Source organism: Psychrobacter sp. Arc9 (assembly GCF_041431295.1).
Taxonomy (GTDB): Bacteria; Pseudomonadota; Gammaproteobacteria; order Pseudomonadales; family Moraxellaceae; genus Psychrobacter.
Genome location: NZ_JASMRK010000005.1, coordinates 42,173 through 57,603, shown reverse-complemented (window position 1 = coordinate 57,603; position 15,431 = coordinate 42,173). Strand labels below are relative to the sequence as shown.

The 15,431-nt window shown below is 42.1% G+C and carries 16 protein-coding genes; 11 read left to right on the top strand and 5 right to left on the bottom strand.

Features of this window, described 5'->3' with window-relative positions:
- Window positions 1-34 precede the first annotated feature (34 nt).
- The 3 genes from QO187_RS04240 to gmk all read right to left on the bottom strand — a co-directional run bounded on the left by QO187_RS04240 (window position 35) and on the right by gmk (window position 3,631).
- Window positions 35-2,233 carry a bifunctional (p)ppGpp synthetase/guanosine-3',5'-bis(diphosphate) 3'-pyrophosphohydrolase gene (locus tag QO187_RS04240; RefSeq protein ID WP_371547465.1) on the bottom strand — a complete coding sequence of 733 codons (2,199 nt, stop codon included), beginning with the start codon at window positions 2,231-2,233 and terminating at the stop codon, window positions 35-37.
- 346 nt (window positions 2,234-2,579) lie between these two features.
- Window positions 2,580-2,840 (bottom strand): DNA-directed RNA polymerase subunit omega, encoded by a 261-nt coding sequence (rpoZ, locus tag QO187_RS04235; protein WP_057761396.1) that lies wholly within the window; start codon window positions 2,838-2,840, stop codon window positions 2,580-2,582.
- Window positions 2,841-3,004: 164 nt separating this feature from the next.
- The gene (gene gmk, locus QO187_RS04230; RefSeq protein WP_371547462.1) at window positions 3,005-3,631 is read right to left on the bottom strand and encodes a guanylate kinase; all 627 of its coding nucleotides are present in this window, start codon (window positions 3,629-3,631) and stop codon (window positions 3,005-3,007) included.
- A gap of 373 nt (window positions 3,632-4,004) precedes the next feature.
- On the opposite strand from gmk, the gene ispH reads away from it, so the two are divergent.
- The 11 genes from ispH (at window position 4,005) to QO187_RS04175 (ending at window position 14,301) form a co-directional block, all read left to right on the top strand.
- Window positions 4,005-4,961 (top strand): 4-hydroxy-3-methylbut-2-enyl diphosphate reductase, encoded by a 957-nt coding sequence (ispH, locus tag QO187_RS04225; RefSeq protein ID WP_057761392.1) that lies wholly within the window; start codon window positions 4,005-4,007, stop codon window positions 4,959-4,961.
- Window positions 4,962-5,014: 53 nt separating this feature from the next.
- Complete coding sequence (locus QO187_RS04220) at window positions 5,015-5,263, top strand: hypothetical protein (RefSeq protein WP_371547460.1); 249 nt, start codon at window positions 5,015-5,017, stop codon at window positions 5,261-5,263.
- Between the two features lie 63 nt (window positions 5,264-5,326).
- The gene (locus tag QO187_RS04215; protein ID WP_160022291.1) at window positions 5,327-6,142 is read left to right on the top strand and encodes a thioesterase family protein; all 816 of its coding nucleotides are present in this window, start codon (window positions 5,327-5,329) and stop codon (window positions 6,140-6,142) included.
- A gap of 515 nt (window positions 6,143-6,657) precedes the next feature.
- Window positions 6,658-8,619, top strand: coding sequence for a molecular chaperone HtpG (gene htpG / locus QO187_RS04210; protein WP_371547456.1), 1,962 nt, complete (start codon window positions 6,658-6,660; stop codon window positions 8,617-8,619).
- A gap of 320 nt (window positions 8,620-8,939) precedes the next feature.
- Window positions 8,940-10,421 (top strand): C13 family peptidase, encoded by a 1,482-nt coding sequence (locus tag QO187_RS04205; RefSeq protein WP_371547454.1) that lies wholly within the window; start codon window positions 8,940-8,942, stop codon window positions 10,419-10,421.
- Between the two features lie 113 nt (window positions 10,422-10,534).
- Complete coding sequence (gene fghA, locus QO187_RS04200; RefSeq protein ID WP_057761382.1) at window positions 10,535-11,425, top strand: S-formylglutathione hydrolase; 891 nt, start codon at window positions 10,535-10,537, stop codon at window positions 11,423-11,425.
- Between the two features lie 229 nt (window positions 11,426-11,654).
- Window positions 11,655-11,936: a TIGR03643 family protein gene (locus QO187_RS04195; RefSeq protein WP_371547594.1), complete on the top strand. Its 282-nt coding sequence runs from the start codon at window positions 11,655-11,657 to the stop codon at window positions 11,934-11,936.
- Between the two features lie 114 nt (window positions 11,937-12,050).
- A complete protein-coding gene (rpe, locus tag QO187_RS04190; RefSeq protein ID WP_057761380.1) occupies window positions 12,051-12,740 on the top strand; it encodes a ribulose-phosphate 3-epimerase in 690 nt (229 codons plus the stop codon).
- 211 nt (window positions 12,741-12,951) lie between these two features.
- The gene (locus tag QO187_RS04185; protein WP_371547449.1) at window positions 12,952-13,350 is read left to right on the top strand and encodes a hypothetical protein; all 399 of its coding nucleotides are present in this window, start codon (window positions 12,952-12,954) and stop codon (window positions 13,348-13,350) included.
- Window positions 13,351-13,456: 106 nt separating this feature from the next.
- On the top strand, window positions 13,457-13,768 hold the full coding sequence (locus QO187_RS04180; protein WP_057761376.1) for a hypothetical protein: 312 nt from the start codon (window positions 13,457-13,459) through the stop codon (window positions 13,766-13,768).
- A gap of 221 nt (window positions 13,769-13,989) precedes the next feature.
- Window positions 13,990-14,301 carry a hypothetical protein gene (locus QO187_RS04175; protein WP_101205798.1) on the top strand — a complete coding sequence of 104 codons (312 nt, stop codon included), beginning with the start codon at window positions 13,990-13,992 and terminating at the stop codon, window positions 14,299-14,301.
- Between the two features lie 185 nt (window positions 14,302-14,486).
- Here QO187_RS04175 and rpmG read toward each other — a convergent pair whose 3' ends face one another.
- Both rpmG and rpmB read right to left on the bottom strand, forming a co-directional pair.
- Window positions 14,487-14,642, bottom strand: coding sequence for a 50S ribosomal protein L33 (gene rpmG, locus QO187_RS04170; RefSeq protein ID WP_010201403.1), 156 nt, complete (start codon window positions 14,640-14,642; stop codon window positions 14,487-14,489).
- A 128-nt stretch (window positions 14,643-14,770) separates the two neighbouring features.
- On the bottom strand, window positions 14,771-15,007 hold the full coding sequence (rpmB, locus tag QO187_RS04165) for a 50S ribosomal protein L28 (RefSeq protein ID WP_057761372.1): 237 nt from the start codon (window positions 15,005-15,007) through the stop codon (window positions 14,771-14,773).
- Window positions 15,008-15,431: the final 424 nt, after the last annotated feature.

The following is a 15,431-nucleotide window of genomic DNA, read 5'->3' as shown; positions in this document are numbered from 1 at the left end:
CATCACGACTATAGCAGTGATGCAAATGTGCTTATTATAATTGATATAACCGTATAATGTTAGGGAAACCTAGCAGCGAGCGTAGTTCACGAATGCCCTGTGCTAAGTGGTTGCGACTACGTACTACAATATGAATGATGGTATCCGTATTGCGAACATCAACGGTTTCAACACCCATATTGAGCTGGCGTAAGTGATAGATAACTTTACTGATTTGCTCGTCACTAAGCGCAATAGAGAGCTTTAAATAAGCAGGAAAACGAATCTTGCCACTGTTTTTTAGATCGTGCTCACCGATGTCACCTTGTTTGACCGCATTGTCATTGCGCCAACGTAACTGGATCACTTGATAAGGATTGTCTTTTCGGATATCGTCCAGTGAGAAGCACTTATGACGATGAACGACCAAACCATGACGCGATAAATGCCCTACGATAGGGTCGCCATATATCGGATGACAGCAATTGGCAAAATCAAGCTCGACGCCAGCAGCATTAGCGATCAACTGTTGCGGTTGGGTCATGTCATCGCTATGTACTTTTGCCTGTAGATCGCTCAGCTCATCGCTAAACAAACGTGTCACGACTAGCTGAGGAAGTAGCGTACCTGAGCTTATTTGTTCAAATAACGCATCTTTTTCTGTCAGACCGCGCCATTCAGTCAGGTCTTTCCAGTCTGCGTCTGTCAAATCATCAAAACTTTTCTGATGCGTTCGGAGCGCACGATCCAATGCTTGCCTGCCATGGTGTTGTTTGTCAGTGACAGACAGATCTTTGAACCAACGTAAAATCTCTTCACGGGCTTTGTTAGTCACTACAAATCCCAGCCACTCTGCTTTCGGTTCTGAGTGGCTATTCACTTCTATCTCAACGGACTGTCCATTTTTTACCACGGTGCCAAGCTTTGCAGCTTTGCCATCGATATTTGCACCAACGGCAACGTTACCAATCATAGGCCCGACCGCGTAGGCAAAATCTAGCGCTGTTGCACCCTGTGGAAGCTCGTAAGCACGCCCTTGGGGACTGTAGCAAATGATTTTACTAGAGTGCAGATAATCCATCAGCTCATTAATAGTAGAGACCGCTGCTGAGAAATCAGGACTGTTTTCATTCAGATTATCTTCATCGACCAAATCTTTCATGTTGCGCAATGACGCTTGGATAACCGACTGACTAACATCAGATGCGTGCTCTGCACCAATGACCCCAAGTCTAGCGGCGCTCTGCATTTGCTTGGTCAATATAGTGACTTTTACCACATCATTGTCACGCTCATAGATGAGGGTGAGGGACTGGTTACCACCTGGCAGCGGACGACGAATATTATCCGCAATATGGGTATCATCAATCTGATATTTTTTGATCAAATAATAGGCCAGCTTGTCGCAGGCTTCGATATTGTCGAGGACGATCTCAAACGCATAATGACGCAGTAGCGCATTAATCTCACCGCGATTGCGGAAAAACTGACGATATATGACCACGCGATTGTCTAAGACTTTGACCAGACCACTGAGATCCAAGTTGTTTAGCACGATACTCAAATAACGATGAATGGACTCTCTTTGAAAGTTACGTCCAAGCCCATGCTGTAGCAGTTTATCAGACAACTTGTTGTACATATCGGAGTCTAAATTGCGATAACACAATACTTCGATATAGTCAGCAATATCATTCAGACCCATTAATCGGGCAAATGGCACATAAAAATCTAAGGTTTCTTGAGCTGTAGTGCGCTGCTTCTCGGGACGTACTGCGTCAAGCGTAGACATATTATGTAGACGGTCAGCAAGCTTGATAATGAGTACACGCGGGTCAGCGAGGGTAGCGGTCAGAATTTTATGAAAGGTGGCCGCTTTATTTTGCTGCTTGTTATGCGAAGAAGATTTTAGCTTGGTCACACCATCGACCAGTCTTGATACAATTTCACCATAACGCTGCTTGATTTGCTCATCACTAACTTCGGTGTCTTCGACCGTATCATGCAGGATTGCTGCAATGATGGTATCTCGATCTAAGCGAAAGCCCGCTAGTATCTCAGCGACAGCGATTGGATGCGTGATATAAGGTTCCCCTGATTTGCGCTTGTCTTTAATGTGCGCAATATCTCCGAACTCACAAGCATCAATAATGTCACGGCGCTCAGCAGCAGTGAGATAACCGACTGAACGCAGCAAGTTATATTGAGCGTCATCGACGAGATGATGACTGAGTTTGGGTAGGGTTTGACTCATAAATGACGATCCTATTTTCCATGACTGACTGACTTGATCCTGGATCGAAGTAAGCAGTGAATGGTGACTGAATATTGACCAAACCATACGAAATTTAAGTAGGGATAGGCCATTCTCTAATTAATCGCAAATCGCTTTCAATGTCAACTGATAAGCGTGTGGGCGATGAAAAAATTTCACTCAGTGGTCTATTTTGGGGATAAATGGTAACCAAAATAGCCAATACATTATTATTACAACCAAAAAACCACAGCCTATGCTGTGGTCTCTATAGTTGATTAAGATGTGTATTTATTTTATAAAAACACGATTGGCTTTATAAAATACATCTTATCAAAACAGCCTACTAGAAGCTGTGGTCGCCTGACAATGCTAAATCTAATGAGCTAGTAGCAAAATTATGCTCTGGCTGATTTAGGATATCGCGTGTGATTTTGCCAGCGGCAATTTCACGTAGTGCCAATACTGTAGGCTTGTCGTTATCAACGTCAACCAACGGTTCGGCAATACCTTTGGCCAATTGACGGGCGCGTTTGCTTGCGACCAAAATTAGCTCAAAGCGATTATCAACATTATCCAAACAATCTTCAATCGTCACTCGTGCCATAAATAGCTACCTCGGTTGTTTTTATTAGTAACGGACCTTGCCCGCCACTCAATAAAAATAATATCAAAAATATAAAGGGGGATAGCTAAATATTATAGCATTTTTTGCCAAGTCGCGTAGTTGCTTTTTATATCTACTTACGAGATTAGCTGCTTGTGCTTAGTTTACTCTTCTACCTGAGCGTTTAGCAAGTTGCTAATCGTACGATGATAGCGCTGCTGCTGACGACCAAGTGTCTGCCTGTCGGCCACGATGATGGCTTTTAGCTCAGCTAAGGCTACATCAAAATTATCATTGATTACTACATAGTCAGCATTCACATATTGTGCCATTTCGGTGACCGCGCCAGCTAGACGGCGCTCTATAACTTCTACAGAATCCTGCGCGCGGGTTGAGAGACGTTGACGTAATGTCGCAATGCTGGGTGGTAGAATAAAAACCATAATGGCATCGGGAAAGATATTTCTAATTTGCGTTGCGCCTTGCCAGTCAATCTCCAAAATCACGTCAATACCCGCCGCTAGCTGGGTACGTACACTTTCTTCTGATGTGCCATAATAGTTACCAAATACTTCAGCATGCTCTAGAAATAGACCTGCATTGATACCATTGGTAAAACTATCGGTATCTGTGAAATGATAGTGCTGACCATCAATCTCACCTGGGCGTGGTGCGCGAGTGGTGTGAGAGACGCTGACAGTCAAGTCATTGGTGGTAGCAAGCAATTGCTTAACCAGTGAGGTCTTGCCAGTACCTGAAGCAGCAGTAACGATGAATAATGAACCTGTCATACAATTTATCCTAATAGAAAGTTTCTTAGTAACTTGTAAAATGTATTGTAATAAATGCGTGTTGATAAAAAGTTAAGCAGTGCCTCAGTTAAAAACAAAGACTGGAAAAAATAAAAAACGCCATCATGTATGGCGATAGAAATTATAATAGATGCATTATTATAAACTGCTTTTATACAAGTTAAAGCTGGTTTTGCAATATGTCGTAAGTATGCTGAGGTTTGCCTATAAAATATTGCTATGAGTAGACAGCTATTTTAGAGAGCGACAAAAGCAAATTATGCTAAAGTAGAGCATTGATTTCGCCGCAACTTTTGAATAAAAAATTCAAAAATACGTTTTAACTATAAATTATCCAATGATAGGCCTTTTTATGCAAATTTATCTTGCCAATCCCCGTGGATTTTGTGCTGGTGTGGACCGTGCAATTGCGATTGTTAATGAAGCATTGACGCGTTTCGAGCCGCCTATTTATGTCCGTCATGAAGTTGTGCATAATAAGTTTGTAGTATCAGACTTGGCCAATCGTGGTGCGGTGTTTGTTGAAGAGCTTCATGAAGTACCAGACGGCTCTATCGTTATTTTCTCCGCTCATGGGGTCTCCAAAGCAGTTGAAGATGAAGCAGAGCGCCGAGATTTGACGGTGTTTGATGCAACATGCCCGTTGGTAACTAAAGTACATATCGAAGTGGCAAAGTTTGCGCAAGATGGGATGGATGCAGTGTTAATTGGACATGCAGGACACCCAGAAGTCGAAGGCACGATGGGGCGCTTCAATCGTCGCCATGGTGGGCAGATTCATCTGGTCGAAGATGAAGGTGATGTGGCCGCATTGACTGTACAAGATGCTGAACGCTTGGCATTTGTGACTCAGACAACTTTGTCGATGGATGATACTGCGCGCGTCATCGATGCGCTACGTGAAAAATTCCCTAGTATCCAAGGCCCTCGCAAAGACGACATTTGCTATGCTACTCAAAACCGTCAAGATGCGGTAAAAGATTTGGCCAGTCGCTGTGAAGTGGTCTTGGTAGTTGGTTCGCCAAACTCATCAAACTCTAATCGCTTGCGAGAGCTGGCTGAGCGTATGAATTGTCGAGCGTATTTAATTGATAATGCCAGTGAGATGGACAAGCGTTGGTTAGATGGTGTGCAGAGTATAGGCGTGACCGCTGGTGCATCCGCGCCCGAAGTGTTGATCCAAGAAGTATTGCAACAGTTGCAAGACTGGGGTGGCGATCTACCTAGTGAGCTATCTGGTATTGAAGAAAATGTAACGTTTAGTCTACCGAAAGCGTTGCGGATTCCTGTCACTCAGGTTGGTAAGTAACTAGTGTTTACGTTTGTATTTGTATGAATCATCATTTATATGGATAAGGTCGCATGAAAGAACCAAAATTCCGCTTTGTATTGTCAGAGGCCACGCTCGCTGAAGTCAACAAACAACTGAAACTCAATATGCTAGTGATGGCAGCAGTGGTCTTCGTATTGTTTATGAATATTATGAAGTTTATGGCAGAAAAAAGCTTTTTTTACGCGATGCTCGCAGTAGTCATGATTTGTTTATTGTTTTTCATACAAAAAGCTCGTCGGATTCTCACGCTAAGAAAACAAGAGCTTATCCATAAATAGAAAGTACAAGCATAAATAAAAAATACAGGTGAAAGTGCCAAATATAGGAAAGAGAGAATAGCTATGACTGCTTATTACAAATTTATTAAACGAGAATTACAAGAAGACGGTGTCAGTGTTGCGTATTATCAGCCAACCAAGCATGCTCAAGGTGCTTGGAATGAGCATGAGCAGCACATGGCGCCAGCAACAGGCCTATTAACAGCCGAGATTAATAGCTTTGCGCCACAACCTAATATTCGTATCGCACGTGTGAGTCTTGATATCTTGGGGCTAATACCGCTTGACGATTTTACTATTACTACTCGCTGTATTCGACCAGGTAAGACTATTGAGCTGATTGAAGCGGTCATGAGCAGCCGTGGCCGTGACGCCATTATAGCAAGAGCGTGGCGACTGATTACTCAAGATACCAGTGAGATTGCCGGACTTGAAGATCAACCAGCAGAATACAAACCTGAAGAATTGCCAGTTTGGGAAGGTATGAAAGGCTGGCCGGGCGGTTTTATTGAAAGCGTGCGTTTAGTAGCGACAGAAGACCGTCGCTCTGGTCGCGGTATGGTATGGATTACTAATGATCTCGACATGATTGAAGGCAAGCCGACTGATGACTTGGTGCATCTGTTAGGTATGGTCGATACTGCCAATGGTGTTGTACCAAGATTGGGTCTTGGTTTATCTAAGTTAGAGTGGATGTTCCCCAATACTGATTTGCAAATCCATATGCATCGCTCGCCAAAAGGTCGCTGGCTCGGTATCGAGGCTGTACAACAATATGGCGATGATGGTATCGGATTGACCAGTGCGGTACTGCACGATGTACATGGGCCTTTTGGTCGTAGTGAGCAAATCCTTACTATTCGTCCGATGCCACGTTAAACGGCTAAGAGTCAGCCAGTTTATAATTTTGAAAAATGAAACAATACGTTATAATCAATTAATTATACAAATAATAGGGAAATGGTTTTAATAGTAGCTAACAAGTCAATATTACTAAAAAGATAATATTACTAACAAGCCGATGTTAATCGACATAGAGGTTACTATGAAAAACCATACTCAATTTTCAAAAAAGCTGACGACTCTTTGGGAGTTATTGATAGAAGCATATTCAGAATAGTTGCTGTTGTTTGCGCTTTGATTGCTATATCAGAAAATAACTGAGCAATTAAATAACCAAGCAAACAACTGATACCAGAACACCGCCTTGGTAAACCAGCGCGGTGTTTTTTATTGAATAGGGCTTTTGAGCTTGAATTTTTTCTCAATGCCCCTATTAGTATAGACAGTTTAACGGTATTGCATACGGCAGGTTCTCTAACATTATGAGAACGGCTTTAGTAAGTGTATCGTTATCTGATCATAGGTCTTTCATAGAATTTAAAGGAGTTTTTATGAGTGAAGCAACTCAAGCTGAAGGTCTGAATCCAGAATTAAAAAAACATACGTTTGAAGCGGAAGTGGCGCAGTTACTGCATTTGGTAACGCATTCACTATATTCTAACGCTGATATTTTTGTCCGCGAATTGGTATCTAATGCGTCGGATGCTTGTGATAAGTTGCGCTTTGAAGGCACAAATGATGATAGCCTCTATGAAGATGATGGCGAATTAAAAATCCGCATCGCCGTCGATGAAGCAGCCAAAACTATTACCTTTACCGACAATGGTATTGGTATGAACGAAGCCGATGCAATCGAAAACTTAGGTACGATTGCTAAATCAGGTACCAAGGCATTTTTAGACAAATTGTCTGAATCACAAAAGCAAGACGGACAATTGATTGGTCAGTTCGGTGTTGGTTTTTACTCAGGTTTTATTGTGGCTGATACCATCAGTGTCGAATCACGTAAAGCGGGCGAGCCTGCGGATAAAGGCGTGCGCTGGGTATCAGATGGTACTGGTAGTTTTACTGTTGAACCTATTACCAAAGACACGCGCGGTACGGCGATTACTTTGCATCTAAAAGAAGAATATAGCGAGGGTGAAGATAACTACTTAGATCGCAGTAAAATTAAGCGTTTGGTCAATAAATACTCTGACCATATCAGTTTGCCAATTCAAATGCGTAAAGAGATTTGGCAAGAAGATGTAAAAGAAGACGAGAACGACGACACGCCTGCTGGTGGCGAGATGGTACTCACTGATGAGTGGGAAACAATCAATAAAGCCAGTGCACTATGGACTCGCTCTAGCTCTGAAATTGAAGATGATGAGTATGTCGATTTTTATAAGAATATCTCTTATGACATGGATGCGCCGCTTACTTGGACGCATAACCGTGTAGAGGGTCGCGTACAGTATACGCAGCTATTATATATCCCTAAAAAAGCGCCAGTCGATCTATACACTCGTGAGCAGCAGCATGGTCTAAAGCTATATGTGAAGCGCGTCTTTATTATGGACGAAGCTGAGCAATTGCTACCGATGTATTTGCGTTTTGTGAAAGGTGTGATTGATTCAGCAGATTTGCCATTGAACGTGAGCCGTGAGCTACTACAAGAGTCACGTGATGTAAAATCTATTCGTGATGGTAACGCTCGCCGTATTTTGACCTTACTTGCAAGCCTTGCTAATAGCGAAGACAATGAGAAGCAAGAGAAGTTTGCCCAATTCTATGCAGAGTTTGGTGATGTCATCAAAGAAGGTCTAGGCGAAGACGCAGGCAATCAAGAACGTATTGCTAAGCTATTGCGTTATGCCACCAGCACCCAAGACGGTTTGGTAACAAGCTTCGAAGATTATAAAGGCCGTATGAAAGATGGTCAAAAAGCCATCTACTACCTCACCGCTGATAATCTAGCCGCTGCGAAAAACAGCCCGCAACTTGAGCTATTCAAGAAAAAAGGCATCGAAGTTATCTTGATGACCAGCCGTGTTGATGAATGGGCAATGAACTTCTTGACCTCATTCGATGAGACACCGCTGCAAAACATCGCCAAAGGCGCAGTAGACCTAGGCGACTTGCAAGATGAAGCAGAAAAAGCGGAAGCGGAGAAAGCCCAAGAAACGCTAAAGCCAGTAGTTGATAAACTAAAGGCTGCATTGGGCGAGCGTGCTAAAGACGTCAAAGTGTCTACTCGTTTAGTCGATAGTCCAGCTTGCTTGGTTGTTGGTGAAGGTGAGCTATCACCACAAATGATTCAGATGCTACAGCAAATGGGTCAGGACGTACCAGCAAGTAAGCCAACGCTAGAAGTAAACCCTGATCATCCACTCATCAAAAAGCTTGAAAGCAGTGAGCAGTTTGATGATCTGGCGCAAGTGATCTTTGATCAAGCATTATTGGCAGATGGCGGTCAGCTAGATGATCCAGCCGCTTATCTAAAACGCGTCAATGAGCTATTGATGAGATAATGTTTAGTAATTAGCAAAAAAGGGAGGCTTTATATAAGAGGCCTCCTTTTTTATTTGAATTTTTAGCCAAATCTGAGTGAATTTTACAAATCAGCCTTATCCTCTTAACCGACAATCCGTTACAATCGCGATAGATTAGCGAGCTAAAATATTAGGCAATGCTAGTCATCTTCTATAATCACTCCATCGTGAATTCAATATAAATCGATGTCTGCATGCTGTACAAAAAATCGTTAATTGATTGCACCGCGCGGCTGTTACATTAAGATAATTATCATTGAGTCATTTTATTTTTCTCGACTGGCTAGAGGTCTAAGTCTTTGTCACTTACGTCGTTAAAAACCGTCTCGCTTCAGCGTTTTTCGCTCAATTTCGCTGCCAATATTATTGCAACCTTGTGGATGCTAGTGGGCTCAACACGGGCTTTTTCTTGGGTTAAACCTACTTTTGTACAGTTTGCCGTATTTGCGTTATTGGCGCTTGGTAGTAATGTCTTATTTTCATGGTTAGCTGCTGAAAGTGGCAGCATATTTAATGAGCAAGGATTGGTCAGTTATTTGATCTGGCCAATGATTATTTTGCTTGGTGGTATTATTTTGGCTCGGCGAGCCAGCAACCAAGCATTGGTATTTGTACCAGTAGTACTTTGGTTGGTGGCTGATACATTATCAGCCTTATTACAAAGCTTGGTGCAGTTTTTTGGTAGCTATGGTTGGTTGCCAAATTGGAGTTATTCGTTCTTACCAGTACTGTTTTTAGTATTGTTCTTATGGCAAACGCTAGCGTTACTTTGGATTTTCTCCCGTCGTCTGCGTATACCATGGTGGGAGCGAATCATTGTATTGGTCGGTGCGGTAGCGTTGCTGACTATCTGGCAGCGTAATGTCGCAGATCAGCCAATTTTTAAGCAAATACCTGTAGAGCCTGTATTAGAAGAGGCGGCACTGTATCAGCAGCCACGTCTATTACAGCAAGCATTGGATAGTATAGACCCAAGTATCGATGGCAAAACCGACTGGTACTTTATGGGTGTGGCAGGGTTCTCTGGTCAAAACGTCTTTCGTTCTGAGATCAGTAAAGTACGTGAGCTGTTTGATGTGCGTTTTGGGACTAGTGGGCACTCGTTGTCTTTAATTAACAATACGTATAGTTGGATGGACGAGCCAATTGCGACCAAAACCAGCATCCTACGCGGCTTAAAGAAAATCGGTCAGCAGATGAACGCGGATGAAGATGTGTTGTTTTTGACGTTGTCTTCACATGGTAACCAAGATATCGTCCAATTGGCAAACCCGCCGCTTGCGATGGATAATTTAGATGCTACATGGTTGCGTGACGCGCTAGACGCATCGGGTATTCGCTGGCGTGTGATTGTGGTGTCTGCCTGCTACTCAGGTTCGTTTATTGACGAATTGGCATCGCCAACCACGGTAGTGATTACTGCATCAGCCGCTGACAAAGCCTCGTTTGGCTGCACGAATACAGCTGAGATGACCTATTTTGGTCAAGCGTTTTTTGCTGAAAGCCTACGAGGGAATACCAGTTTTGAGTCAGCTTTTAAGGACGCCAGTATACGGGTCAATGAGCGTGAGAGCGCCATGGGCTTTGAGCCATCAGAGCCACAAATGGTGATTGGTAGTTTAATGGAGACAGCATTACCTGCATTTGAACAAGTATTGTTTGATAAGGCGCGGCCATCCGTTGCTAGTATTACAAATAATGCTACTTCTATAACGGTTAATACTCTACCTGACAGTGCTACTAATCTGTCAGTAGACGAAGTAGAGATAGCCGCTGAATAAGCACAAAGTAAGATTTGGCATTTTATAAATGCCAATATCAGATTTACTATTAGATGTTGAGCATTTATTAAACATCGTCATTGGTTCTATTTTGAATAAAAGGGATATCACTCATGCAGAATTCTTATAGTCATAGTTTATCTACCAATAAACAGCTTACCCAAAAAAGCGTGAATCGCTGTTTCAACGGTGAGCAGCATTATTATAGCCACGAGTCGACGTCTACCAAAACATCTATGACGTTTAGTATTTATCTACCTGATGAAGCCTTGGCTGGACGACGTTGTCCTGCGATATTGTACCTATCAGGTTTGACATGTAATGCCGATAATGTCACTCATAAAGCGCATTTTCAGCAAAAATGTAGCGAGCTTGGTATGATACTTATCGCACCTGATACTTCGCCTAGAAGTAGTGAAGATAGTGATGTACCAAACGACGATCGCTATTTTGTCGGTCAAGGTGCAAGCTATTATGTTGACGCGACCCAAGCGCCTTGGTCAGACAACTTCAACATGCAAAGCTACATCGTCGATGAGCTATATGACTTACTACGTTCAGAGTTTCCTATTCACAGTATCGGTGTCACAGGACACTCAATGGGTGGTCATGGCGCGTTATTGCTAGGATTCAAGTTCCCAAGTAAGTTTGTCAGCGTATCGGCTTTATCGCCAGTATGCGCAGCCAGTGAGTCTGCATGGGGGCAAGCTGCTTATACAGAGTACTTCGGTGATGATAAGTCTCTATGGGCACAAGCGGACGCCTCACAAATGATTGAAAAGGTCGGTCAGCAGTATTCGAGCATTTTGGTTGATCAAGGCGCAGCTGATAACTTCTTAGCAGAAGGTCAGCTACAGACCTCTAAACTACAAGACGCTTGTGCAAAAGCCAAACAGCCCTTAACATTACGCTATCAAGCGGGGCATGACCACAGCTATTATTTTATCCAAACGGTGATTAATGATCATATCGAACATCATTGGCATATGGCTCAAATGAGCTAAGATGCCCTGCAGATGACCGTGATACATTTTTCGCTATTCCATTCATGCTCAACAGGTGATTTTTATGGCAAGTTATCAAGATTTGACAGCTTCTAATTCAAAGAATAAGTCAGCAGATACGAGTTCTACAAAAACGACTATGCAAGCTGATATGGATGCTGCTCTACAAAATAAACAACGTAGCAATGATTATAGTGATGAAGTGTCTCAAGTTAAGTCAGACGAGCTGATTGCAAAAACCGTCAACGACGCTGGCGATAGAGTACTTGATGATGTACAAATATCTCGCGTGATAGAGATGGCGTGGGAAGATAGAACGCCATTTGGGGCTATAGAGCATAGCTACGGTCTCGATGAGACTGGGGTTATCAAACTCATGCGCCAAGAGCTAAAGCCTTCATCTTTTCGCTTATGGCGTCAGAGAGTGAGCAATCGTGCCACCAAGCATGAAGCAAAGCGCTCCTTTGAAGTTGGCCGTGCTTACTGCAAAACCCAATACAAGCAGCGTTAGATAATTAAGTATTTAACATCAGTACATAAAGGGCTTGCAGTATAGGTGAGCCGCTTGAAATTTCCTTTTTAATTTATCAATATCTTATATAAACATGAATTAGGTAGCTCAATTATGAACAGTCCTGCTAAACCTTATCTTATTGCACCGTCGATACTCTCAGCTGATTTCGCGCGGTTGGGCGAAGAAGTTGAGAAGGTACTAGAGTCGGGTGCCGATGTGATTCATTTTGATGTAATGGACAATCATTACGTACCCAATTTGACGTTTGGTAGCATGATTTGTAAGGCGTTGCGCGACTATGGTGTTGAAGCGCCAATTGATGTGCATCTGATGGTTTCACCTGTCGATAGTATGATTGAGCAGTTCTTGGAAGCGGGTGCTAGTATCATTACTTTCCATCCTGAAGCCAGCGCTCATATCGATCGATCGCTTCAACTTATCAAAGATGGCGGCGCAGAGTGTGGCTTGGTATTGAATCCAGCGACACCATTACACTATCTTGATTATGTCATGGATAAAGTAGATCAGATTTTATTAATGAGTGTGAACCCGGGCTACGGTGGACAGTCGTTTATCGATAGTACTTTAGATAAAGTCCGTCAGGTCCGTCAGCGTATTATTACTAGTGGCCGAGATATTCGATTGGAAGTTGATGGCGGTATCAAAGCCAGTAATATACGTGCGATTGCTGAAGCGGGTGCTGATATGTTCGTTGCGGGTTCTGCGATTTTTAATCAGGAAGATTATAAAGCGGCTATTGATGAGATGCGCGCAGAGTTGCTATTAGCCAACAACAGCTAGCGAGCGTTACATGGTTAATAAACGCTATTAGCCATACAATAACAATATTAGAATGTGCTGTATAACTTATGACTATAATAGTTAACCCCATATAAAAGAGCGACAGCGTTAACCTTGCTTGAAGTATCGCATTACATCTGCACTCAGTTGCCTTGTTTCTCTTTTAAATTGAATCAACTCTATATAATGGTCAGTCACGCAAAGGTGAAATATGGACACAAACAGTTCTAGCAGTTCAACAGAGCCTTCTGAGCAAGCAAGCTCTCATGAAGCGTTGAATCAGCAAGCTAGGCAAGCACTTGAAAGTGAAACACCGCAGCGCAGTTTGGTACCTAAAGGTATCACCATTGGCTTAGCGATGTTTGCACTTGTACTGAGCTTGGCAGGTTATGGCTTTCGCCTGATGGTTGGTGATGATGTTGAAACAGTGCTACGTCATGCTGCAGTCATTGTGCCTGCATTTATGCTAGGCATTCCGCTGTTCTTTTGGGTAGGCTCTCGCATACTTAATAAAGTTAAAGGCCTGCATATCGAAAGTTGGAATGCGATTAGTTTGGGTTATTTGACCTCTTGTATATCGATGCTATGGCTGATGGGTACTTACAGTTAAGTAGTTTCGCTATAAGTATAATGCTTTTTCGCGCCTACATAATATCGTGATATTTTATATTTTTTAATCATTAAGCCATGTTCTACAAGCATGACTGGAATTTTATATGAGAATCGTACCAGCCAGTATTGCTAAAATTATCTATCCTAAAGATTTACCAAATGGCTTATTTACTAGCTTAATCATCGCTTGTTTATTAATGGGATTGGCGTCACTACGTCACGGAACCGACTTACAAGGTTGGCTAAATGTCATTGAAAACTGGCTGCTTATGCTGCTGATATTGCCCACTGCGACGGCCACCGTTGCACTGCCATTTAAGTATCGTGATCCTAGCCTTGAGCTAAAGCTGGTTTATTACCTTGGAATGTTTGTGGCCTTCTTATTTACATTAGGAAAGTTACGTTATTGGCACTAATATATACAAACGACATGGCATTCAAGTTTGCTTTTATTGCGAAGACTTATGTGACAGCCCTTGAATTCCAATGTTAAAGCGTCCATTGTATGAGTAAGACAGATTTACCCGCGTTACTGTAAGACGATAGATTTGCCGAATGAGTTTATTTTTAAGAAATGACTGCTTTGCAATGACTAGTTTCTCTACCAGTACTAAACGGGATAATAAGGAACACATTAATGCCATACGATATCGATAATGATATAGAAGTAGATAACGAAAGTAGCGATCAATTTGCAGGATTTGCCAAAGAAACCACGTTAGAGTTGGTGGAAGCAGATGATGGTAGATTGTTGTTGCGTGATGCTGAACAAGATGAAGCGCCGCTGATGACGATTGACTTTTCTGACAAGCTAAAAGAACTACTTGGTAGCGATACTCAAGCGATTGGTCAACATATGATTCATGCTGCGATTCAGGTCATTATGCAAAAGCAAATGAGTAAGTGGCATGCGCATGTATATGATAAAGAACCAACACACTACAGCTAATTTTTGGTTATTTTTGAGCACCAGTTAAAATAAATACTGGTCAAGGCAAATGACTGAAGACGTAGCTTAGCAACATGAAGCTACAGTCATAAAAAAAGGGTTTATCAATTGATAAACCCTTTTTTTGTTCAAATAACTTCTTTATAGAAAGTATTTATAAAAATGCCTTCTACAAATGATGGGAGTTATTTGATTTTAGCTTCTTTAAAGATCACGTGCTGGCGTACTTTTGGATCAAACTTTTTGATTTCCATTTTGCCAGGCATAGTGCGCTTGTTTTTAGTAGTGGTGTAGTAATACCCAGTACCAGCTGTTGATACTAATTTAATTTTATCTCTCATGATAGCTTTCCTGTAAATGAGGGGTCTTCAAACGATAGGTACGTGTCTCAAAGAATGAGTTGCCACAACTAATGTAGCAAAACAGCAGCCTAAATGATGAGAGTCATCACCCAGCTGCTACTTTTAACTTAAACTTTTTGACCTTGTGCGCGTAGATCCGCTAACACTTTATCGATACCAAGTTTGTCAATGATGCGCATACCTTTGGTAGACACACGTAGACGTACAAAGCGGTTTTCAGACTCTACCCAAAAACGATGGTTGTGAAGGTTTGGTAGAAAGCGACGACGGGTTTTGTTGTTTGCATGCGAAACATTATTACCCACCATAGGGCGCTTTCCAGTCACTTGGCAAACTCGAGACATGGCGAACTCCTAATCTATGAGGTATGAGTTTTTCTCATACCAGTCTGGGCAAGTTGCACGTTTTTGCGGCATGGACACAGCAAGCGGCAGCTTTGCACCAAACAAAACTATATGAAGGTTGAGCTGGTTTTGCTGCTATCTAAAGGCAAATAACAGGCTGACCAATTCAGAAAATTTTAAAGCCGACATTTATACCATAAAACAGATGAATACTCAAATATTTTTATAATAACTGTCGAATTAAAGGAGGGCTATTATACCCTGAAATGAGCGCTCTATGTTGTTGATTGTTTAATAGTAAAGATTAATTTTTAGTTGTAAGTTATAACAAAAGTCAGTAAAGTTGCTGTTATATATTTAATACAATCTGTTAATACACCAGTATTACTGTAAATCTATGTATCATTACCAATCTCTTCTGATT

What these genes read in the sequence shown, in the direction of transcription:
- rpmB (WP_057761372.1), bottom strand. Translation starts at nt 15,007, where the DNA reads ATGTCTCGAGTTTGCCAAGTGACTGGAAAGCGCCCTATGGTGGGTAAT.
- QO187_RS04240 (WP_371547465.1), bottom strand. Translation starts at nt 2,233, where the DNA reads ATGAGTCAAACCCTACCCAAACTCAGTCATCATCTCGTCGATGACGCT.
- QO187_RS04180 (WP_057761376.1), top strand. Translation starts at nt 13,457, where the DNA reads ATGAGAATCGTACCAGCCAGTATTGCTAAAATTATCTATCCTAAAGAT.
- rpmG (WP_010201403.1), bottom strand. Translation starts at nt 14,642, where the DNA reads ATGAGAGATAAAATTAAATTAGTATCAACAGCTGGTACTGGGTATTAC.
- rpe (WP_057761380.1), top strand. Translation starts at nt 12,051, where the DNA reads ATGAACAGTCCTGCTAAACCTTATCTTATTGCACCGTCGATACTCTCA.
- QO187_RS04215 (WP_160022291.1), top strand. Translation starts at nt 5,327, where the DNA reads ATGACTGCTTATTACAAATTTATTAAACGAGAATTACAAGAAGACGGT.
- htpG (WP_371547456.1), top strand. Translation starts at nt 6,658, where the DNA reads ATGAGTGAAGCAACTCAAGCTGAAGGTCTGAATCCAGAATTAAAAAAA.
- ispH (WP_057761392.1), top strand. Translation starts at nt 4,005, where the DNA reads ATGCAAATTTATCTTGCCAATCCCCGTGGATTTTGTGCTGGTGTGGAC.
- fghA (WP_057761382.1), top strand. Translation starts at nt 10,535, where the DNA reads ATGCAGAATTCTTATAGTCATAGTTTATCTACCAATAAACAGCTTACC.
- QO187_RS04175 (WP_101205798.1), top strand. Translation starts at nt 13,990, where the DNA reads ATGCCATACGATATCGATAATGATATAGAAGTAGATAACGAAAGTAGC.
- QO187_RS04220 (WP_371547460.1), top strand. Translation starts at nt 5,015, where the DNA reads ATGAAAGAACCAAAATTCCGCTTTGTATTGTCAGAGGCCACGCTCGCT.
- gmk (WP_371547462.1), bottom strand. Translation starts at nt 3,631, where the DNA reads ATGACAGGTTCATTATTCATCGTTACTGCTGCTTCAGGTACTGGCAAG.
- rpoZ (WP_057761396.1), bottom strand. Translation starts at nt 2,840, where the DNA reads ATGGCACGAGTGACGATTGAAGATTGTTTGGATAATGTTGATAATCGC.
- QO187_RS04185 (WP_371547449.1), top strand. Translation starts at nt 12,952, where the DNA reads ATGGACACAAACAGTTCTAGCAGTTCAACAGAGCCTTCTGAGCAAGCA.